General features: G+C 71.5%; 17 protein-coding genes. 11 read left to right on the top strand and 6 right to left on the bottom strand.

Going from position 1 to position 21,654, the window contains the following annotated elements; translation table 11 throughout:
- Nucleotides 1-225: 225 nt before the first annotated feature.
- Nucleotides 226-2,850: a valine--tRNA ligase gene (locus tag ACIO9J_RS16600; RefSeq protein WP_401999077.1), complete on the top strand. Its 2,625-nt coding sequence runs from the start codon at nt 226-228 to the stop codon at nt 2,848-2,850.
- An 80-nt stretch (nt 2,851-2,930) separates the two neighbouring features.
- Here ACIO9J_RS16600 and ACIO9J_RS16605 read toward each other — a convergent pair whose 3' ends face one another.
- The 5 genes from ACIO9J_RS16605 to ACIO9J_RS16625 form a co-directional block, all read right to left on the bottom strand.
- On the bottom strand, nt 2,931-4,280 hold the full coding sequence (locus tag ACIO9J_RS16605) for a glycosyltransferase (RefSeq protein ID WP_401999080.1): 1,350 nt from the start codon (nt 4,278-4,280) through the stop codon (nt 2,931-2,933).
- Nucleotides 4,281-4,313: 33 nt separating this feature from the next.
- On the bottom strand, nt 4,314-5,486 hold the full coding sequence (wecB, locus tag ACIO9J_RS16610; protein WP_401999083.1) for a non-hydrolyzing UDP-N-acetylglucosamine 2-epimerase: 1,173 nt from the start codon (nt 5,484-5,486) through the stop codon (nt 4,314-4,316).
- Between the two features lie 204 nt (nt 5,487-5,690).
- Nucleotides 5,691-6,377: a response regulator transcription factor gene (locus ACIO9J_RS16615; RefSeq protein ID WP_401999086.1), complete on the bottom strand. Its 687-nt coding sequence runs from the start codon at nt 6,375-6,377 to the stop codon at nt 5,691-5,693.
- Complete coding sequence (locus tag ACIO9J_RS16620) at nt 6,374-7,510, bottom strand: sensor histidine kinase (RefSeq protein ID WP_401999089.1); 1,137 nt, start codon at nt 7,508-7,510, stop codon at nt 6,374-6,376. The genes ACIO9J_RS16615 and ACIO9J_RS16620 overlap by 4 nt, the downstream gene beginning before the upstream one ends.
- A gap of 8 nt (nt 7,511-7,518) precedes the next feature.
- Nucleotides 7,519-8,166 carry a hypothetical protein gene (locus ACIO9J_RS16625; RefSeq protein ID WP_401999092.1) on the bottom strand — a complete coding sequence of 216 codons (648 nt, stop codon included), beginning with the start codon at nt 8,164-8,166 and terminating at the stop codon, nt 7,519-7,521.
- Nucleotides 8,167-8,325: 159 nt separating this feature from the next.
- Between ACIO9J_RS16625 and ACIO9J_RS16630 the strand changes: the two genes are divergently transcribed.
- A complete protein-coding gene (locus ACIO9J_RS16630) occupies nt 8,326-9,486 on the top strand; it encodes a sensor histidine kinase (protein ID WP_401999095.1) in 1,161 nt (386 codons plus the stop codon).
- Between the two features lie 263 nt (nt 9,487-9,749).
- Here the strand turns inward: ACIO9J_RS16630 and ACIO9J_RS16635 are convergent, their stop codons facing one another.
- On the bottom strand, nt 9,750-10,757 hold the full coding sequence (locus ACIO9J_RS16635; RefSeq protein WP_401999098.1) for a rod shape-determining protein: 1,008 nt from the start codon (nt 10,755-10,757) through the stop codon (nt 9,750-9,752).
- 155 nt (nt 10,758-10,912) lie between these two features.
- On the opposite strand from ACIO9J_RS16635, the gene ACIO9J_RS16640 reads away from it, so the two are divergent.
- The 9 genes from ACIO9J_RS16640 (at nt 10,913) to ACIO9J_RS16680 (ending at nt 21,587) form a co-directional block, all read left to right on the top strand.
- A complete protein-coding gene (locus ACIO9J_RS16640; RefSeq protein WP_401999101.1) occupies nt 10,913-12,445 on the top strand; it encodes a bifunctional folylpolyglutamate synthase/dihydrofolate synthase in 1,533 nt (510 codons plus the stop codon).
- A gap of 5 nt (nt 12,446-12,450) precedes the next feature.
- Nucleotides 12,451-12,795, top strand: coding sequence for a DUF4233 domain-containing protein (locus ACIO9J_RS16645; RefSeq protein WP_055556269.1), 345 nt, complete (start codon nt 12,451-12,453; stop codon nt 12,793-12,795).
- A gap of 141 nt (nt 12,796-12,936) precedes the next feature.
- Nucleotides 12,937-13,350, top strand: a complete 414-nt coding sequence (ndk, locus tag ACIO9J_RS16650; protein ID WP_401999105.1) for a nucleoside-diphosphate kinase — start codon at nt 12,937-12,939, stop codon at nt 13,348-13,350.
- A 303-nt stretch (nt 13,351-13,653) separates the two neighbouring features.
- On the top strand, nt 13,654-14,673 hold the full coding sequence (locus tag ACIO9J_RS16655) for a rod shape-determining protein (protein ID WP_030362602.1): 1,020 nt from the start codon (nt 13,654-13,656) through the stop codon (nt 14,671-14,673).
- Nucleotides 14,674-14,827: 154 nt separating this feature from the next.
- The gene (gene mreC, locus ACIO9J_RS16660; RefSeq protein WP_401999108.1) at nt 14,828-15,781 is read left to right on the top strand and encodes a rod shape-determining protein MreC; all 954 of its coding nucleotides are present in this window, start codon (nt 14,828-14,830) and stop codon (nt 15,779-15,781) included.
- 12 nt (nt 15,782-15,793) lie between these two features.
- Nucleotides 15,794-16,465, top strand: coding sequence for a rod shape-determining protein MreD (gene mreD, locus ACIO9J_RS16665; RefSeq protein WP_401999110.1), 672 nt, complete (start codon nt 15,794-15,796; stop codon nt 16,463-16,465).
- A 76-nt stretch (nt 16,466-16,541) separates the two neighbouring features.
- On the top strand, nt 16,542-18,716 hold the full coding sequence (mrdA, locus tag ACIO9J_RS16670) for a penicillin-binding protein 2 (RefSeq protein WP_401999113.1): 2,175 nt from the start codon (nt 16,542-16,544) through the stop codon (nt 18,714-18,716).
- Complete coding sequence (gene rodA / locus ACIO9J_RS16675) at nt 18,716-19,909, top strand: rod shape-determining protein RodA (RefSeq protein ID WP_401999115.1); 1,194 nt, start codon at nt 18,716-18,718, stop codon at nt 19,907-19,909. The genes mrdA and rodA overlap by 1 nt, the downstream gene beginning before the upstream one ends.
- 61 nt (nt 19,910-19,970) lie before the next feature.
- On the top strand, nt 19,971-21,587 hold the full coding sequence (locus ACIO9J_RS16680; RefSeq protein ID WP_401999117.1) for a CHAD domain-containing protein: 1,617 nt from the start codon (nt 19,971-19,973) through the stop codon (nt 21,585-21,587).
- Nucleotides 21,588-21,654: the final 67 nt, after the last annotated feature.

The following is a 21,654-nucleotide window of genomic DNA, read 5'->3' on the forward strand; positions in this document are numbered from 1 at the left end:
CGAGGCTGATCGCCGGGTATCGCATGAGGCGTGCGCGCGCTACGACTGTCCGGTGGTGTTGTCCTCCTAGGAGGACAACACCACCGGCGTCTCTGTCTGAACTTACGTCGGCCGCTCCCAGACACACGACTTCGTGTAGCTGATAGCTGCCGAGGCGGCGACATCTCAGAAGCCGTTGAAGATTCCGGTTTCGGGACCACTCCCCGGCCCCTCTAAACTGGCCGCGTGACCGAGAACGCTCAGCAGCAGCCTCCAGCGACCACTCCCGAACTGCCGACCCAGTACGCGCCGGCCGAGGTAGAGGGGCCGCTGTACGAGCGCTGGGTAGAACGGGGCTACTTCTCCGCCGACGAGAAGAGCGAGAAGCCGCCGTACACCGTCGTCATCCCGCCGCCGAACGTCACCGGCGCGCTGCACCTGGGCCACGCCTTCGAGCACACGCTGATCGACGCCCTCACCCGCCGCAAGCGCATGCAGGGCCACGAGACGCTCTGGCAGCCCGGCATGGACCACGCGGGCATCGCCACGCAGAACGTCGTGGAGCGCGAGCTCGCCAAGGAGGGCAAGTCCCGCCACGACCTGGGGCGCGAGGAGTTCATCGAGCGCGTCTGGAAGTGGAAGGGCGAGTCCGGCGGCCAGATCTCCGGCCAGATGCGCCGCCTCGGCGACGGCGTCGACTGGGAGCGCGAGCGCTTCACCATGGACGAGGGCCTCTCGCAGGCCGTCCAGACCATCTTCAAGAAGCTCTACGACGACGAGCTGATCTACCGCGCCGAGCGCATCATCAACTGGTGCCCGCGCTGCCTGACGGCGATCTCGGACATCGAGGTCGAGTACCAGGACGACGACGGCGAGCTGGTCTCGCTGAAGTACGGCGACGGGGACGAGACCGTCGTGGTCGCCACCACCCGCGCCGAGACGATGCTCGGTGACACCGCCATCGCCGTCCACCCCGACGACGAGCGGTACAAGCACCTGGTCGGCAAGCTCATCAAGCTGCCGCTGACCGACCGCTCCATCCCGGTCGTCGCGGACGAGCACGTCGACCCCGAGTTCGGCACCGGCTGCGTCAAGGTGACCCCGGCGCACGACCCGAACGACTTCGAGATCGGCCAGCGCCACAACCTGCCGAACATCGCCGTCATGGACGAGCACGCGGTCATCACGGTGCCCGGTCCCTTCCAGGGCCTGGACCGCCTGGAGGCCCGCTCCGCGATCGTCGGCGCGCTGCGCGCCGAGGGCCGCATCGTCGCCGAGAAGCGTCCGTACTCGCACTCGGTCGGCCACTGCTCGCGCTGCAAGACCACCATCGAGCCGCGCCTGTCGATGCAGTGGTGGGTCAAGGTCGGCCCGCTCGCCAAGGCCGCCGGTGACGCGGTCCGCGACGGCAAGGTCAAGATCCACCCGCAGGAGATGGAGAAGCGGTACTTCGACTGGGTCGACAACCTCCACGACTGGTGCATCTCGCGCCAGCTCTGGTGGGGCCACCGCATCCCTGTCTGGTACGGGCCGAACGGCGAGGTCGTCTGCGTCGGACCGGACGACGAAGCCCCCACGGGCGAGGGCTGGACGCAGGACAACGACGTGCTCGACACGTGGTTCTCGTCGGGCCTGTGGCCGTTCTCCACGCTGGGCTGGCCCGAGGAGACCGAGAGCCTCGCGAAGTTCTACCCGAACTCCGTCCTGGTCACCGGCTACGACATCCTCTTCTTCTGGGTCGCCCGGATGATGATGTTCGGCCTGTACGCGATGGACGGCACCCCGCCGTTCCACACGATCGTGCTGCACGGCATGGTCCGCGACCAGTTCGGCAAGAAGATGTCGAAGTCCTTCGGCAACGCGGTCAATCCGCTGGACTGGATGGACAAGTACGGCTCGGACGCCCTGCGCTTCACCCTGGCCCGCGGCGCCAACCCCGGCACGGACGTGCCGATCGGCGAGGACTGGGTCCAGGGCTCGCGCAACTTCGCCAACAAGATCTGGAACGCCACGCGCTTCGCGATGATGAACGGCGCCACGATCGAGGGCGACCTGCCGCCGGTCGAGGAGCTCTCCGCCACGGACCGCTGGGTGCTCTCCCGGCTGAACGCGACGGTCGCCGATGTCGACGCGCTCTACGACGACTTCCAGTTCGCCAAGCTCTCCGACGCCCTCTTCCACTTCGCGTGGGACGAGGTCTTCGACTGGTACGTCGAGCTGTCCAAGACGACGTTCATGGCGGGCGGCGACGGCGCGAAGGTCTCGGCCCGCGTCCTGGGCGAGGTCCTCGACGTCACGCTGCGGCTGCTGCACCCGATCGTCCCGTTCGTCACGGAGACGCTCTGGACGGCGCTGACCGGCGGCGAGTCGCTCGTCATCGCCGACTGGCCCGCCGACAGTGGCTTCCGCGACACCGCCGCCGAGCAGGAGATCGAGACCCTCCAGCAGGTCATCACCGAGGTCCGCCGCTTCCGCGCCGACCAGGGCCTCCAGCCGGGCCAGAAGGTCCCGGCCCGGCTGACCCTGGACGGCACCGCGCTCGCCCCGCACGAGGCCGCCATCCGCCAGCTGCTCCGCCTCCAGCCGGAGGGCGACGCCTTCACGGCGACGGCGACGCTGCCGGTCTCGGGCGCCTCGGTGGCGCTCGACCTGTCGGGCACCATCGACGTGGCGGCCGAGCGCAAGCGCCTGGCCAAGGACCTGGCCGCCGCGGAGAAGGAGAAGGCGCAGGCCGAGGCGAAGCTCGGCAACGAGGCGTTCCTGGCGAAGGCCCCGGACAACGTGGTCGACAAGATCCGCGGCCGCCTCACCAAGGCGGAGGGCGACATCGCCCGCCTTCAGGCGCAGCTGGCGGCGCTGCCCGCCGCGTAATGCCTCAGCCCCTAGGGGCGTAGGCAGTCGAAGGCCCCGGGACCGGTCCGGTCCCGGGGCCTTCACGCGTCCCGTACGGGTCACGCCTCCGTGGCGACCGGCCCCGCGCCCACCGCTTCCGCGTTGCGTCGCGTCTTGGCCCAGCCGTTCTTGCCGCGCAGCACGCGCAGCAGGCCGCGCGTCGCGACGACGAAGACGTGGTAGGCGTACAGCCACAGCGCGAAGCCCCACAACAGGCCCACGAACCACGAGCGTTCGGGCGCGAAGTCCCTGCGGTAGACCGGGCCCCACAGCGCGAACGGCAGGATCGAGAGCAGGCACAGGACGAGCACCAGCGGCCAGACGCCGAGCGCCGTGTCCAGCGGGGCGTGGCCGAGCGCGAGGGCGGCCACGAGCAGCACGGTGAGGGCCAGGCTCGCGACGTGCGCGAGGGGCTGCATGAAGGTGTAGAGCGTCTCCATGACGCCGCGGCCAGAGTAGTGGCGCGAGCCGACGATGCGCGGCGCGTACCGCACGCACTGGAGGTTGCCCTGCGCCCAGCGGGTGCGCTGGGTCAGGAAGCGGCGGGCCCTGGGCAGGCCCTCCTGGGAGACGTACGTCTCGGCGATGTGGCCGACCCGGTAGCCGTTCAGGATCATGTGCAGGCCCAGCTCGTAGTCCTCCAGGAGCGCGTCGCGCTGCCAGGGGCGGCGCTCGGCCGCCGCGATCCGGTCCAGGGCGGTGAGCCGGGTGAACTGACCGTTGCCGCCGAGGCCGACGGAGCCGGTGCGGCCGCGCAGCAGCTGCATCGCGGCGTTGGAGACCGCGAACTCCATGTCCTGCATGCGGACCAGGAGCCGGGCGACGGCGTTGAGGAGCCGGCCGTGCTCGGGCAGCGGGCGCGGCTCGTCGACGTTGCGCATCCGCACGCTGACCTGCACGCCGCCCATCTCGGGGTCGCCGAATCCGGCGGGCCCGCTGACGGCGTTCAGGGCGTCGGGGGCGAGGTGCCCGTCGGCGTCCACCACGCACACGACGACCCGGGAGCGGTCGGCGCCGGCCGGCAGGAAGTCGTCGAGCTCGGCGTAGGCGGCGTTGAGAGCCGCGCCCTTGCCGATGCGGGCGTCGGGCCTGCGCCGCGACACCAGGTGCACGCGGACGTCGTCCTCGGCGAGCGCGGCGACCACGGCGGCCGTGCTGTCCTCGCTCGCGTCGTCGACGACCCACACGTGCGCGGCCGGGAAGTCGGTGCGCAGCCGGTGCACGGTGGCGCCGACGACGGTCTCCTCGTCCCGGCAGGGCACGAAGAAGTGCCACTCGAAGGCACCGGAGTCACCGGGTTCGTGGGCGGGGCGGCGCAGATAGGAGTGGCGGGCGCCCGCCCAGTAGAGGAGGAAGCAGGCGAGGAGGACGAAGGGGAAGAGGAAGAGGAGCCGGTCGAGCGTCAGCATGCGCAGTCCTGGGCGTGGTGGGGGAGGCGGGGGTCAGGCCGCTGCGGGCAGGCGGGTGGCGGCCGTGGCGCCGTCCGCGACCAGGTCCGTCAGGAGCGCGACGATGCGCTCCGAGGCGGTGGCGTCGCCGAAGGGGCTGGGGGTGGCGGCCAGGCGGCGCAGCCCGGCCGGGCCCTCGGCGAGCCTGCGCCGCGCGGCGTCGCCGACCTCGGGTCCGGGGGAGACCAGGTCGGCGAAGCCCGCGGCCATCGCCTCGGGGCGCTCGGTGGAGCGGCGTACGACGACCAGCGGGCGGCCGAGGACGGTGACCTCCTCCTGGACGCCGCCGGAGTCGGAGACGAGCAGCGCCGCGTGCCGGGCGAGCGCGAGGAACTCGCCGTACCCGACGGGCGGCAGCAGGGTGAGCGGGGCGAGCAGGCCGTCGAGCCCGGCGGCCTCGGCGCGGGCGCGGGTGCGCGGGTGCAGCGGGACGAGCACGGGCAACTGCTCGGCGAGCGCGGCCAGTTCGGTCAGGACGGCGCGCAGGGCCGCCGGGTCGTCGGTGTTCTCGGGGCGGTGCACGGTCGCCAGGACGTACGCGTCCAGGGTGAGGCCGTGCGCGTCGAGCAGCGCGGCCCGCTCGGTGGGGCCGGGCAGCGCGCCGGCGACGGCGGCCACGACGGTGTTGCCCGTGACGGCGATCCGCTCGGCGGGGATCGACTCGGCGATCAGGTTGGCCCGGTTGTCCTCGGTCGCGGCGCACAGCACGTCGGAGAGCTGGTCGATCAGGACGCGGTTGTGCTCCTCGGGCATCGCGCGGTCGTGGCTGCGCAGGCCCGCCTCGATGTGGACGAGCGGGATGTCACGGGCGTTGGCGGCGAGCGCGCCGGACAGCGCCGCGTTGGTGTCGCCCTGGACGACGACGGCACGCGGCGGCCGGGCGGCGAACTCCGCGTCGAGCTGGCCGAGCGCGGCGGAGATCTGCACGGCGCGCGCCTGCCCGCCGACGCCGCCGAGCAGGGTGGGCTCGGGCAGCCCGAGCTCGGCGAGGAATCGCCCGGAGAGGGAGTCGTCGTAGTGCTGCCCGGTATGGATCAGCCGCGCCGCGTCCCCGAGCAGCCGCACGAGCGGCGCCAGCTTGACCAGCTCGGGCCGGGTACCGAGCACGACGGCGACGCTGCCCGCGGGGAGCTGGTGGGTGGCGGGGGCGGTGACGGGGGCGAACACGCGGGAGCACTCCAGGAGGAAGGGGACATAGCGGCTTATGTCCTGGAGAGTGCGGGCGCATGGTTGCGCCCCCGGATCGACCTCGGTTGCGCGACGGTTGCGAACGCCGCGGGCGGCGGATGCGGGACCTTGGGCCGGGACCTTCGTCCTCCGCGGGCCGGTGGGGGCTGGTCGCGCGGTTCCCCGCGCCCCTACGGGCCGCTCTCAGTGCGCCCCCCGGTACCGATAGCCGAGCCCCCGGACCGACTCCAGCGGATCCTCGACCCCCTCCGCCTCCGGCACGGCCAACCGCCTCCGCAACCGAAGGACCGCGAACTTCACCCGCTCCCGCCCGGACCCGTCGGGCGAATCCCACACCAGGTCGAGAAGCTGCTCGGTCGTGACGACGCGCCCCCGGTTGCGTACGAGCACCTGAAGCAGCCGGTACTCGATGTCGCTGAGCCGGATCTCGCGCCCCTGCCAGACGGCGGACCGCCGCTCGGGCACCATCCGCAGGCCCGACTCGACGTAGTCGCCGCGCCACTGCTCGGGACGGCTGCGGCGCAGCAGCGCCTCGACGCGGGCCAGCAGCTCCTGGGAGTCGAAGGGCTTGATCAGATAGTCGTCGGCGCCCGCGCGCAGCCCCCGCACCCGTTCGGCGGGGCTGGTGCGGCCGGACAGGATGAGGACCGGCAGGTCGGTCATGTCCCGGGTGCGGTCGAGGACCTCCCAGCCGTCAAGGCCCGGCAGCACCAGGTCGAGGACCATCAGGGCGGGCCGCTCGGCGAAGAGCAGCCGCAGCGCCGACTGGCCGTCCTCGGCGAGCACCGTCTCGTATCCGGCCTGGCCCAGTACGGCACGCAGCGCGCTGCCGAGGTCGGGGTCGTCCTCGACGACGAGGAGACAGCTCATTCGCGTCCGGGAGGTCCGGGGCTCCGGGTGGGGAGCCTGACCACCACGGTCGTGCCCTCGCCCGCCGCGCCGTGCAGGGCGATCTGGCCGCCGTGCAGCCGCACGGTGTCGCGGACGGCGGAGAGGCCGAGGCCGGTGCCCGGGTAGCCGCCGCGCCGGGCGTTGGGGGCGCGGACGAACTCGGTGAAGACCTCGTCCTGGAACTCCTTGGGGATGCCGATGCCGGTGTCGGCGACGGCGATCTCCCAACCGCTGCCGTCCTGCTCGGCGTAGGGGTGGGCGGAGAGGGTGACGGTGCCGCCCTGCGGGGTGAACTTCACTGCGTTGTCGAGCAGCGCGGCCAGCGCGTTCTCCAGCTGCCCGCGGTCGGCGAAGGCGGGCGGCCCCGGCTCGTGGTCGTGGGCGAGGAAGATGCCCGCGGTCCGCGCGCGCGGCAGCAGCTCGTCGGTGAGGCGCCCGAGGAGCCTGGCCATGTCCACGCGCGCGTACGTCGTCTCCCCGCGGGTGCCCGCCGTCGTCGAGGCGTGCAGCAGCCCGTCGACCATGTCCTGCATGCGGTGCGCGTTGCGCGTGATGGTGTCCAGATAGGTGCTCTGGGTGGGGGAGAGCGGTTCGCCCGAGAGCGGTGTGAGCAGGTCGCAGAAGCTGAGGATCGTGGCGAGCGGGGTGCGCAGCTCGTGCGAGGCGCGGGCGGTGAACTCGGCGCGTTCGCGGGCCAGTTCCCCCAGGGTGTGGACGTGGCGGCGCAGATCGTTCTCGCGCCTGCGCTGCTCGGTGACGTCCCAGACCAGCCAGAGGACGCCGACGTGTTCGCCGTCCACGGCGATCGGTCTGCGGCTGCTCCTGGTGACCCGGCCGTCGAGGAAGCGGAACTCCGCCGTACGGGGGAAGTGGCGCTGGTTGAGCTGGCGCAGGGCGGTGCTGCCCGAGGGCAGCTGCTCCGCGACGGCGTCGACGAGCGGCTCGACCGGCGCGCCCGGCGAGGTGTCGACGTCCTGGAGCCGGGCCAGCTCGATGAGCTGCTGGTTGACGGCGACCACGCGGTTGTCGGCGCCGACGAGCAGCGCGCCCTCGGGCACCGCCATGAGCAGGGCTTCGGCGACCTGCGAGGTCAGCCTCAGGGTCTGGGGCACCGGCGGGCCTAGCCGACCGGGTCGGCGGTGATCCCGGCGGCCTCGGCGGCCTGCGCCGGGAGGGGGTGGCCGAGGGGTGCTGGTTCCGCGGGAGGCGGCGGCGTGAAGTCGAGCCCGAGCCGTTCCAGCTCGGCCGCGGCCAGCGCGTCCAGGGTCTCCGGGTCGCCGTGCCGCCAGCCCCAGGCGAGGCTGCCCGGCGTCGCTTCCGGGATCTCCGACGCGGTGGCCGCGACCTCGTCGAGCGGCCTGAGCAGGGACCGCAGGGCGAGCAGATCGCGGCCGTCGTCGCAGGTGGCGAGGGACCGCGCGGCGCCCGCCTGGCGGATCCAGCGCAGTCGCCTGGGCAGCCACAGGACGAGGACGAGGGCGACGGGCGCGACGAACAGGGCGAGGGCGCCGACGGCCACCGCGGACCTGACGGTCACCGGATCCATGGCGTCGACGAAGCCCGCGGCGCGCCGCAGCACGGTGTCGGCGCGCCCGCCGATCAGCGGCAGCGGCCTGCGGTGCTCCTGGAGGGCGCGGGGGAGTGCGAGCAGGCAGGCCAGCCGGTACGCGATGACGGCGGCGGCGGCCCACAGCGCGGTCCACAGGAGCACACCGGCGTCACCGGCGAGCTGATGGGTCCGCCTGGCGGAGTTCTGGGCATACCACATGGTCCGATTTGACCCCCGGCGAGGCCCGGCGCCGGTCAGCCGCGCCGTACGTACACCCGTTGTGGCCATGCCCGGCCAAAGAGGAGCAGTGCCGCAAATCACCAAATCAAGGACGTTGGTCCGGTGAAACGGGCCGAAAGACCTTGGATGATGGAAGACATGCGCAACCTGTCCGCCGCCCAGGCGATTCGCCAGGCGACGGCCGCGGCCGGCCGCCTCGGGCGGCGCTGGGCGCAGGCACCGCGCGCGTTGGACGTGCTCACGGCCCTGAGCGCGTTCGCCCTGATGAGCCTGGACGTGCCGGGCCTCGCGGAGGCGGACAACTCGCTGAACGGGCCGCTCGCGGCGCTCGCCCTCGCGGTCGGCGCGGCTTCGCTGCTCCTGCGGCGCAGGGCGCCCTGGCTGACCTTCCTCGTCTCGCTGTGCTTCCTCGGCTGGCTGCACGAACTGACGCTCGCGCAGTTCGCCCTCTACTCCCTGGGCCGCTACCGGGGCCGGCGCGCGGGCACGCTCGGCGTCATCGCGTACGTCGCGTTCGCCTACGTGATGTTCAACCAGCCCGGGTGGCCCGTGCACCGCGGGGACACGCTCAGCTCGTTCCTCAGCCTGGTCGTCCCCATCGGCGTGCTCGCCGCGGGCGTCGGCGTCGCCGCGAACCGACGCGACCTGGTGCACGCGCTGGAGGCGCAGCGCGCCGAGACCGACACGCTGCACGCCGTCCAGCAGGAGCGCACCCGCATCTCGCGCGACGTGCACGACTTCGTGGGGCGCGAACTGACGCTGCTCAGCGTGCGTTCGCAGGTCCTGGCCCGCCGGGCGGCGGGCGGCCCCTTCGAGGACGGGTTCGAGGAACTCTCGGAGACGGCGCGCAGCGCGCACCGCATGCTCAACGAGATCATCGTGCAGCGCGGCTGCGACGGCGCCCCCACGCCCGGCCTCGACGCGCTGCCCGAACTCGCCGAGCGCAGCGGCCACGCGGGCAGCCCCGTGGAACTCCTGGTCGACGGCGCGGCCTACCGGCTCTCACCGCTGCGCCAGGCCGCCGTGCACCGCGTGGTCCAGGAGTGCCTGACCAACGCGGCCAAACACGCCCCCGGCCAGCCGGTCTCGGTCCGCGTGGAGGTCTCGGACGGCCACCTCGCCATCACGGTCCGCAACGCCCTGCCCCCGACGGCCCCCGCGTCCGCACCGGTCTCCGCGGGCACGGGCACCACCGGCATGGCGGAACGGATCCGCGCGGTGGGCGGCGTCTTCTCATCGGGCGCCCGGTCAGGAACCTACGAGGTCTGGGCCCGCCTCCCCGCAGGCGACCTGACCTGAACGCCCAGGCAGGGCCGGACCAGGCCAGGGGCGCGAGGAACGGCGCGCCCAGCCACGACGAACCCGCGGCGGCCCCGCAGGGACAGGGAGTGCCCACGCCGCGACCGGACCTGAACGCCCAGGCAGGGCCGGACCAGGCCAGGGGCGCGAGGAACGGCGCGCCCAGCCACAACAAACCCGCAGCTGCCCCGCAGGGACGGGCGCCACGACGCGATCTCCCGAACGTCCCGGCAAGGCAAACCCCGCCCAAGCCAGCGCAGCGCCTACGCCGCGGACATCATCCGCTCAAGCCCGTCAAAGTCCTCGACACACTTCCCGCACCCCAGCGCCACGCTGTCCAGCGGGTCGTCGGCCACGAACACCGGGATGCCCGTCGCCGAGGCCATCCGCAGGTCCAGGCCCGGCAGCAGCGCGCCCCCGCCGGTCAGCACGATGCCGTGCTCCATGATGTCGCCGGACAGCTCCGGCGGGCACTCCTCCAGGGTCGTCTTGACCGCGGCGATGATCTGCTCGACCGGCTCGTCCAGGGCGGTGCGCACCTCGCGCGCGGTGAGGTCGAGGGTCTTGGGCAGACCGCCCACCTTCTCCCGGCCCCGCACGGTGAACGTGCTCATCTCGAAGGCGTCCTCGCCCGGCACCGGCCACGCCGACCCGATGGCGACCTTGATGTCCTCCGCGGTGCGCTCGCCGACGAGCAGCGCGTGCTCCTTGCGGACGAAATCGGTGATCGCCATGTCGAGCCGGTCCCCGCCGACCCGCAGCGACTGCGCCGTGACGATGCCGCCCAGCGAGATCACGGCGACCTCGGTGGTGCCGCCGCCGATGTCGACGACCATGGAGCCGCGCGGCTCGGCGACCGGCAGACCGGCCCCGATCGCCGCGGCCATGGGCTCCTCGACCAGGTGCACGGCGCGCGCCCCGGCCCGCTGCGACGCGTGCACGATGGCGCGCCGCTCCACGGGCGTGACGCCGCTCGGCACGCAGACCACCATGCGCGTGCGCGGGCGCCGCCCCGGCACCGCCTTGCGCACGAAGTGCCTGATCATCTCCTCGGCGGCCTCGTAGTCGCTGATCACGCCGTCCCGCAGCGGGCGGATCGCGGTGATGGACCCGGGCGTGCGCCCGATGGTCTCCTTGGCCTCCGCCCCCACGGCGAGCGCCCCGCCCTTGCCCTCCCGGACGGCGACCACGGACGGCTCGTTGAGCACGATCCCCTGGCCGCGGACGTAGAGGAGGGTGTTCGCTGTGCCGAGGTCGATACCTATGTCCATGATCGCCAAGTTTGCCCAACGGCACCCCGAAGCGGAGGGGCCAAGGTCCCGAAACGGACGGGCCGAAGGTCCTGACGAAGGTCCCGTACGGCCCTGAGGGGCCCGGGGGCAGGTCCTGAGGGCGAGTGTCGGTGCCGCTCCGTAGACTGGCGTACGTGAGTGACCTCCCCCCGCACGACGACGACCGCAACCCGACCGAGCCCAGCGACCCCGATGCCGCTTTCGAGGACATCGTGGACGCCGAGACGGACCGTGACCCCGACCTCGCGGTGATCGAGGCGGGCAGCCGCACCCTGCGCACCCAGGCGGGCCCGCCGCAGGGCGACATCCCCGCGCGCCCCACCGACCCGGAGGTGGACAGGGCGCTGCGCGAGGTCGAGACGGAGCTCGCGGGCCGCTGGGGCGAGACGAAGCTGGAGCCGTCCGTCAGCCGCATCGCCGCGCTGATGGACGTCCTCGGCGAGCCCCAGCGCGCCTACCCCTCGATCCACATCACGGGGACGAACGGCAAGACGTCCACGGCCCGCATGATCGAGGCACTGCTCTCCGCCTTCGAGCTGCGCACCGGCCGCTACACCTCGCCGCACGTCCAGTCGATCACCGAGCGCATCAGCCTGGACGGCGCCCCCATCGAGGCCGAGCGCTTCGTGGAGACGTACAACGACATCAAGCCGTACGTGGAGATGGTCGACGCCAGGGAGGAGTACCGCCTCTCCTTCTTCGAGGTGCTCACGGGCATGGCGTACGCGGCCTTCGCGGACGCCCCCGTGGACGTCGCCGTCGTCGAGGTCGGCATGGGCGGCAGCTGGGACGCGACGAACGTGATCGACGGCTCGGTCGCCGTCATCACGCCCATCGACCTGGACCACACCGACCGCCTGGGCGACACGCCGGGCGAGATCGCCACCGAGAAGTCCGGCATCATCAAGCCGGACGCCACGGTGATCATGGCCCAGCAGCCGGTGGACGCCGCGCAGGTGCTCCTGAAGAAGGCCGTCGAGGTCGACGCGACGGTCGCACGCGAGGGCCTGGAGTTCGGCGTGGTGGCCCGTCAGGTCGCCGTCGGCGGCCAGCTCCTGACCCTGCGCGGACTCGGCGGGGAGTACGAGGAGGTCTTCCTGCCCCTGCACGGCGAGTACCAGGCGCACAACGCGGCGGTGGCGCTCGCCGCGGTCGAGGCCTTCTTCGGCATCGGCTCGCAGCACGCGCGCCCGCTGGACATCGACACGATCCGCAAGGCGTTCGCCGCGGTCTCGTCGCCCGGCCGCCTGGAGGTCGTGCGCCGCTCGCCGACCATCGTCCTGGACGCCGCGCACAACCCCGCGGGCGCCCGCGCCACCGCCGCCGCGATCAGCGAGGTCTTCGACTTCAGCAATCTGATCGGCGTGATCGGCGCGAGCGACGACAAGGACGTCAAGGGCCTCCTCGAAGCCTTCGAGCCGATCTTCGCCGAGGTCGTCGTCACGCAGAACAGCAGCCACCGCGCGATGGACGCGGACGCGCTGGCCGCGCTCGCCGTCGAGGTCTTCGGTGACGACCGCGTCCAGGTCGAGCCGCGCCTGCCCGACGCCCTGGAGGCGGCCATCACCCTCGCCGAGGAAGAGGGCGAGTTCGCGGGCGGCGGCGTCCTGATCACCGGCTCCGTCATCACGGTCGGCGAGGCCCGACTGCTCCTGGGGAGGGGCTGACACCTGTGCGTACGCTCTGCGCTTCGACGCTGATCGGCGAGTTCTTCATCATCGGCTTCGCCGGTCTGGTCGCCATGAAGGACCCGGACCTGACCATGGGCACGGTCTGGACGGTCAGCGGCATCGCGATGCTCCTGTGCGTGCTGCTGTGCGGCGTCATCACCCGGCCGGGTGGGGTGCAGCTCGGCTGGGCCCTGCAGATCGCGCTGATCGCGAGCGGGTTCGTGGTGCCGACGATGTTCTTCATGGGGGCGGTGTTCGCCGCGCTGTGGTGGGCGTCGGTGCACTTCGGCCGCAAGATCGACGAGGCGAAGGCGCGGTTCGCCGCCCAGGCCGCAGAGACGGCCTGACGCCACGGTTCCGGTCGCCCGGCGCGCTGGGCCGCCCCCGCACGTTCCGCCCTGCGGAACGCCTGCCCGCGGCGGGTCGGTATCGTGCCGGGCATCCCTCGTGATCGTCAAAGATCGTAAGAACACCTCTTGGAGCCGCACATGAGCCAGCGCACCCTCGTTCTCCTCAAGCCCGACGCCGTCCGCCGTGGTCTGGTCGGCGAGATCATCGGCCGGATCGAGCGCAAGGCGGGCTGGACGATCTCCGCGCTGGAGCTGCGTTCCCTCGACCAGGACACCCTTGAGCAGCACTACGGCGAGCACAAGGGCAAGCCCTTCTACGAGCCGCTGGTCGCCTTCATGTCGTCCGGTCCGGTCGTCGCGCTCGTCGTCGAGGGCGAGCGGGTCATCGAGGGCGTGCGCACGCTCGCCGGTCCCACCGACCCGATCGCCGCGACGCCCGGCTCGATCCGCGGCGACTTCGGCACCATCGTCCGGGAGAACCTGATCCACGCCTCGGACTCGGAGGAGTCCGCCGAGCGCGAGCTCAAGATCTTCTTCCCGGGCATCGCGTAAACAGTTCGTATGGGCTTCTGACATCACGTCAGCGGCGCGCCGCCTCGACCAGGGACGGCCGGAGGAATTCGGCCGTCCTTTGGCATATGCACCCCAATTGGGGGAACCCGTGCCTCCGATGGCACGTCTCCAAGGGCGGGGCGGCACATCATCTGCTGACAATGGCGAAGACCCTCGCGCCGTGTTCGCGCAGCCGAGACTACGATGGAAGCCTCCACTGCCACACAGCACCCACCTCGCCTACCTAAAAAGCCCTTACACGCTCCACTAGGGAAGGCCAGACGCATCCTCATGGGGAACAACATGTCGTTCATCGGCCGTGACATGGCTGTCGACCTCGGGACCGCCAACACGCTGGTGTACGTCAGGGGTCGGGGGATCGTACTCAACGAGCCGTCCGTCGTCGCGATCAACACCAACACCGGTGGCATCCTCGCGGTCGGCGCCGAAGCGAAGAAGATGATCGGGCGCACACCCGGCAACATCGTCGCCGTGCGCCCGCTCAAGGACGGCGTGATCGCCGACTTCGAGATCACCGAGCGCATGCTCCGCTACTTCATCCTGAAGATCCACAAGCGGCGCTACCTCGCCCGCCCGCGCGTCGTCGTCTGTGTGCCCTCGGGCATCACCGGCGTCGAGCGCCGCGCCGTCATCGAGGCCTCCTCGCAGGCCGGCGCGCGCCAGGTGCACATCATCGAGGAGCCCATGGCCGCGGCCATCGGCTCCGGCCTGCCGGTCCACGAGGCCACGGGCAACATGGTGGTGGACATCGGCGGCGGCACCACCGAGGTCGCGGTCATCTCGCTGGGCGGAATCGTCACGGCACAGTCGATCCGCGTCGCGGGCGACGAGCTGGACAACGCGATCATCCAGCACATCAAGAAGGAGTACTCCCTCCTCCTCGGCGAACGCACCGCCGAACAGATCAAGATCACCATTGGTTCGGCGTACGACATGGACGCCGACGAGCACACCGAGATCCGCGGCCGGGACCTGGTCTCCGGGCTGCCCAAGACCGTCGTCATCTCCGCCGCCGAGGTCCGCAAGGCCATCGAGGAGCCGGTCAACGCCATCGTCGACGCGGTCAAGACGACCCTCGACAAGTGCCCGCCCGAGCTCTCGGGTGACGTGATGGACCGCGGCATCGTTCTCACCGGGGGCGGCGCCCTGCTGCGCGGCCTCGACGAGCGACTGCGCAGGGAGACGGGCATGCCGATCCACATCGCCGAGGACCCGCTGGACAGCGTGGCGCTCGGCTCGGGCAAGTGTGTCGAGGAGTTCGAGGCGTTGCAGCAGGTGCTCGACGCCCAGCCGCGCAGATGATCTGACGCGAAAAGATCCGCCGTACGGGTGCCTGCCGCCTCGTGCGGCGGATCGTTGATATAGAGGCAAGGCACGACAATTCCCCCGAACCCCGTGGAAGCCGCGGCACGCGCGGATTCCACGGAATCCGATTGAGGAAGGCACGCCGCCGCACGTGAGGGACACACGAGAGAGCCGGCTGCTCCTGGTGCTGCTGGTAGCCATCGCGTTCGCATTGATCACGGTGGACATCCGCGGCGGCGAGGACTCACCGGTCGACGGTGCCCGCCAGGCCGCCGCCACCGTCTTCGGCCCGGTCGAGGAGGGTGTCTCCTCCGCCGTCGACCCGGTCGGCAACGCGATCGGCGCGGTCCGCGACTCCGGCGACCGCCACAACCGCATCGCCGAACTGGAGCGCCAGAACGCAGCGTTGAAGGCGAGGCTCGGCAGCGACGACCGCAACCGCAGCCGCGTGCGCCAGCTCGACAGCATGCTGAAGAAGGCGGGCGCCGGGCAGTACGGCATCAAGGGCGCCGAGGTCATCGGCATAGGAGCGGCCCAGGGCTTCTCCTGGACCGTCACCATCGACGCGGGCGCCAACGACGGACTCAAGCGCGACATGACCGTACTGAACGGCGACGGCCTGGTCGGCCGCGTCACCACGGTCGGCCCCAACACCGCGACCGTCCTGCTCGCCAACGACCCCGACTTCACCGTCGGCACCCGCATGGAGAAGACCGACGAGCTCGGCTTCGCCACCGGACAGGGCGACCAGCCGCTCTCCGTCCAGCTGCTCAACGGCAAGGCCAAGGTCAAGAAGGGCGACCGCCTCGTCACCTTCGGCTCGCAGAAGGACCGCCCCTTCGTGCCCGGCGTGCCGGTCGGCGAGGTCGTCCGCGTCGACCCCTCGGGCGGCGACCTCACCCGCAACGTCTACGTGAAGCCCTACGTCGGGTTCACCAAGCTCGACATCGTCGGCGTCGTCGTCCAGGCGCCCCGCGAGGACCCGCGGGACACGGTGCTGCCGCCCAAGCCCGCGAAGCCCAAGCCGGCCCCGACGGTCACCGTCACAGCCACTCCGCCGGGCAAGCCCGAGGGCGACGGCGCCGACAACGGCAACGAGCAGTAGGAGACCGGACCCATGCGCTTCAACCGAATCCTGCTCTCCACCACCCTGGTCGTCGTCGCCCTGGTCATCCAGGTCAGCGTCCTCGCCAGACTCCAGCTGCCCGGCGCGGTCCCCGACCTGGTGCTGCTCACCGTCCTCGGCCTCGCCCTGGTCTACGGCCACGTCGGCGGCGCCCTGATCGGCTTCGGCGCCGGACTCCTCTCCGACCTGGCCCCGCCCGCCGACCACGCGGCCGGGCGTTACGCGCTCGTGCTCTGCGTCATCGGCTATCTCGCCGGCCTCGCCAAGCCCGAGACCGGACGCCTGCGCTCCGCCACCGGACCGCTCGTCGTGGTCGTCAGCGCCGCCATCGGCTCGACCCTGCTGTACGCGGGCGTCGGCTCCCTCGTCGGCGACACCGCCGCGCGCCACGTGGGCCTGGGCGGGCTGCTCTTCACCGCCGCCCTCTACGACCTGCTGCTCGCGCCGTTCACGGTGCCGCTGATCATCGCGCTCGCCCGGCGCGCGGAGAACGATCCGCTGGGCGAGGGTTCCCCGGCCAACAAGGCCGCCGACGTCTCCTCCGGCTGGCTCTCCTCGGGCACCGGACTGCGCATCGGCAACCAGCGCGGCGGTCTGCGGGCCAAGGCGGCCAAGGCACGCGTCGCGCGCGCCGGACGCATCAAGGGGGTCAAGCGCCTGTGAGGTCGCAGCACCGCGCCGACCGCACCGCCGACCGCACCGCAGGACCGGGCAGGGAACACCCCAGGGGAGGGGAGCAGTGACCAACATTCCGGAGACCGGACGGACCCCACGGGTCCAGATCCGTCTCGTCGTCATCCAGATCCTCGTCGTATCCCTCCTGCTCACCCTCGGCGGCCGCCTCTGGTACCTCCAGATCCGCAACGGCGACGAGTACGCCAAGGAGGCCTCGGGCAACCACGTCCAGCAGGTCGTCCAGCCCGCCGTGCGCGGCTCCATCCTGGACGCGCGCGGCGTGCCGATCGCCGACAACCAGACCCGCCTCGTCGTCTCGGCGTCCCGCACGGACCTGATGAAGATGAAGGACGACGGCGAAGCGGTCCTCGGCAAGCTCGCCGACGTGCTCGGCATGAGCCCCAAGGACGTCGCCGACAAGGTCCGCCTCTGCGACTCCAAGACCCCCCAGCCCTGCTGGAACGGCTCGCCCTACCAGCCGATCCCGATCACCGACGAGGCGACGCCCAAGCAGGCCCTCCAGATCCGCGAGCGCTCCGAGGACTTCCCCGGCATCACCGCCGAGCCCACCGCCGTGCGCCGCTACGCCGCCCCCGGCAAGTCCAACACCGCGCAGGTCCTCGGCTACCTCTCGCCGGTCACCGACGACGAGATCAACAAGGCCAAGGACAGCGAATCGCCCTACCTGCGCTCCGACCAGGTGGGCCGCTCAGGGCTTGAGCGGACGTACGACAAGCAGCTGCGCGGCAAGGCGGGCGTGACCCGCTACGAGGTGGACAACCTCGGCCGCGTCATCGGCAAGGCCAAGTCCGACAAGGCCGAGCCCGGCGCGAACGTCGTCACCAGCATCGACGCGCGCGTGCAGGCTGTCTCCGAGTACTGGCTCAACGACGCGATGAAGAAGGCCCGCCACGAGTTCGACAAGAACACCGGCGAGAACTACAAGGCCGACGCGGGCGCCGTCGTCGTCATGGAGAACAAGACCGGACGGATCGTCTCCATGGCGTCCAACCCGGCGTACGACCCGAACGCCTGGGTCGGCGGCATCTCCGGCAAGGACTACGCCAAGCTCACCGGCAAGAAGTCGAACTACCCGCTCCTGAACCGCGCGATCCAGGGCCAGGCGGCACCGGGCTCGATCTTCAAGGTCATCCCGACCACCGCCGCGGTCAACGCGGGCTACGAGTTCAACGGGCGTTACCCCTGCCCCAGCTCGTACTCCATCGGCGGCCAGACCTTCAAGAACTTCGAGTCCAAGGGGCACGGCAACATCACCCTCGGCCAGGCCCTCGAAGTCTCCTGCGACACCGTCTTCTACAAGCTCAGCCACGACCAGTGGGCCAAGGACGGCGGCAACAAGCCGAAGAAGGACGCCAAGGACTGGTTCTACAAGACCGCCCACCAGTTCGGCCTCGGCAAGGAGACCGGCGTCGACCTGCCCAACGAGGTCACCGGCCGCGTCCCGGACCGCCAGTGGAAGAAGGACTACTGGAAGGCCAACAAGGACGGCTGGTGCAAGCAGGGCAAGAAGAGCGGCGACTACACCGAGCGCATCGCGTACGAGAACTGCCTCGAAGGCATGAAGATGCGCGCCGGTGACTCGGTCAACTACTCGATCGGCCAGGGCGACACCCTCGTCACCCCGATCCAGATGGCCACCATCTACTCGGCCATCGCCAACGGCGGCACGCTCTACGACCCCACCGTCGGCAAGGCGATCATCAGCGCCGACGGCAAGCAGGTCGAGGAGATCAAGCCCAAGTCGCACGGCAAGCTGCCGATGGACGCCGCGCTGCGCAAGGACATAGACGGTGCCCTCGCGGACGTCGCGACCCGCGGCACCGCCGCCTGGCGCTTCGGCGGCTGGCCGCAGGAGAAGATCCCGATGCACGCCAAGACCGGTACCGCCGAGGTCTACGGCAAGCAGACCACCTCGTGGTTCGCGACGTACACCAAGGACTACTCGATCATCATGACGATCTCCCAGGGCGGTACGGGTTCCGGTGCGTCGGGACCCGCCGTCCGCAAGATCTACGACGCGATCTACGGCCTGGACGACAGCGGCAAGCAGGACCCGAAGAAGGCCCTGCTGCCCCAGCCCCAGAAGAACCTGCCGAAGATCGAGACCGACGGCTCCATCGACTCCCCGCAGATCAAGCCGTACAAGCCCGAGGCCCCCAAGCCGCCGGCCGGTGAGCAGCAGCTCGCCGGCGCCCCGACCACCTGGAGGCGGGACTGATGACCGGCAGTGGCTTCTCCGTCTCCGGCTACGGGCCCGAGCGCTCCAGCATGTCGCGGCTCCTGGCCCGCGACTCGATGGTGCGCCGGCTCGACTGGCCCATGCTCCTGGCCGCCCTCGCGCTCTCCGCGATCGGCGCCGCGCTCGTCTACTCCGCGACCCGCAACCGCACCGAACTGGTCGGCGACGACCCGTACGCCTTCCTGATCAAGCACGTCATCAACATCGGCATCGGCCTCGGCCTGATGGCCGGCACGGTCTGGCTCGGCCACCGCACGCTGCGCACCGCCGTGCCGATCCTCTACGGCGTCTCGGTCTTCCTGGTGCTGCTCGTCCTGACCCCGCTCGGCGCGACCATCAACGGCGCCCACGCCTGGATCGTCATCGCGGGCCAGTCGCTCCAGCCCTCCGAGTTCTGCAAGATCACGATCATCCTGGGCATGGCGATGCTGCTCGCCGCCCGCGTCGACGCGGGCGACAGGGAACACCCCGACCACCGCACGGTCGTCCAGGCCCTCGGCCTCGCCGCCGTACCCGTCATGATCGTCATGCTGATGCCCGACCTCGGCTCGGTCATGGTGATGGCGATGATCGTGCTCGGCGTCCTGCTCGCCTCCGGCGCCTCCAACCGCTGGGTCTTCGGACTGCTCGGCACGGGCGCGCTCGGTGGCGTCGCCATATGGCAGCTCGGCGTCCTGGACGACTACCAGATCGCCCGCTTCGCCGCCTTCGCCAACCCCGCGCTCGACCCCGCGGGCGTCGGCTACAACACCAACCAGGCCCGCATCGCCATCGGCTCCGGCGGCCTCACCGGCACCGGCCTCACCCACGGCTCCCAGACCACCGGACAGTTCGTCCCCGAGCAGCAGACGGACTTCGTCTTCACGGTCGCGGGCGAGGAACTCGGCTTCGTCGGCGCGGGCGCCATCCTGGTGCTGCTCGGCGTGGTGCTCTGGCGCGCCTGCCGCATCGCCCGCGAGACCACCGAGCTCTACGGCACGATCGTCGCCGCCGGCATCATCGCCTGGTTCGCCTTCCAGGCCTTCGAGAACATCGGCATGACGCTCGGCATCATGCCGGTCGCGGGCCTTCCACTGCCCTTCGTGTCGTACGGAGGTTCGTCGATGTTCGCCGTCTGGGTGGCCGTCGGACTCCTCCAGTCGATCAAGGTGCAGCGCCCCATGTCGGCGTAGCCCCTCGGCCGGGCGCGCCGGGGGACTGCCCAGCTCCGCCTTTCGCGTCTAGATTCGGTTCATGGCGGAGACGAAGCGCGAGATCGAGCGGAAGTACGACGTCGGAGCGGCTGCCGCACTGCCGGACCTGTCCGGTGTCGCCGGGGTCGCGGACGTCGTGGACAAGGGCGTCGTCGAACTGGACGCCGTCTACTGGGACACCCCCGACCAGCGCCTGGCCGCCGCCTCCATCACCCTGCGCCGCCGCACCGGCGGCGACGACGCGGGCTGGCACCTGAAGCTGCCGGTGTCGCTCGCCGACGGCGTACGGGACGAGATCAGGGCGCCGCTCTCGGAGGCCGTGCCCCGCGCGCTGCTCGGCCTGGTCCGCTCCCGGGTCCGCGAGGCCGAACTCGTGCCCCTGGTGAGGCTGTTGTCCGCCCGCGACCTGCGCCACCTCGTCGACGCCGACGGCGCCCTGCTCGCCGAGGTCAGCATCGACGGGGTGCGCGCCGAGCGGCTCTCCGGCGGCACCGGCACCGCCGCCTGGGCCGAGGTCGAGGTCGAACTCGCCGACGACGGCGACCCCGCGCTGCTCGACAAGGTCGAGAAGAAGCTGAGGAAGGCGGGCGTACGACGCTCCACCGCCACCTCCAAGCTCGGCAGGGCGCTCGCCGAGACCACGCCGAAGGACCCCGGGACCAAGAAGGCGAGGACCGAGGGCGCGGCCAGGAGCGGCCGGAAGCCGGGCAAGAGCGAGGCGGTCGCCGACGAGGTGCGCGCGGCCGTCGGCGAGGGCCCCGGCACCGCGGGCGACCACGTCCTGGCCCATCTGCGCGCCCAGCGCGACGCGCTCGTCGGGCTCGACCCCGCCGTCCGCCGCGATCTGCCCGACTCCGTGCACCAGATGCGGGTCGCCACCCGGCGGATGCGCAGCACCTTCCGCACCTACCGCAAGATCCTCGACCGGACCGTCACCGACCCCGTGGGCGACGAACTCAAGTGGCTGGCAGGGGAGTTGGGCGTCGACCGGGACCAGGAGGTCCTGACCGAGCGGCTCACCACCCGCATCACCGCGCTGCCCAGGACACTGCTGCTCGGCCCGGTGCGCGGACGGCTGCGCATCTGGACCGTCGCCCGCCGCACCGGATCGCGGCGCAGGACCGTCGCCGTACTCGAAGGCAAGCGCTACCTCGCCCTCCTGGACGCCGTCGACACGCTGCTCACCGCGCCCCCGCTGCTCCCCGCGGCCGCAGGGACGCCCGCGAAGGAGCTCTCCAAGGCGGCGCTCAAGGACTACGCCCGCCTCGCGGCCCGCGTCGAGCACGCCCTTGAGCTCTCGCCAGGACCCGAGCGCGACCTCGCCCTGCACGACGCCCGCAAGGCCGCCAAGCGGGCCAGGTACGCGGGCGAGGCGGCGACCCCCGCGCTCGGCGAGCCCGCCAAGCGGTTCGCCAAGCGGATGAAGGCGGTGCAGACCGTGCTCGGCGACCACCAGGACAGCGTGGTCGCGCGCGAGGCCCTGCGGGCGCTGGCGATCCAGGCGCATCTGGCGGGGGAGTCCGCCTTCACCTGGGGGCTTCTGTACGGAGAGGAGGAGGCGTCGGGGGCGGCGAGGGAGCGCGAGTTGCCGGAGGTGTGGGCGTGGGCGTCCCGGGTGAAGGTGCGGGCGGCATTTCGTAACGGAACGAGCGGCTGATCGTTCTATCTGACGCACTTCCCCGCTGACGCGGGGGTGATCCGACGGAATCGACTGGCATGTCGAC

The sequence above is a fragment of the Streptomyces sp. NPDC087300 genome, from assembly GCF_044744425.1.
Classification (GTDB): Bacteria; Actinomycetota; Actinomycetes; order Streptomycetales; family Streptomycetaceae; genus Streptomyces.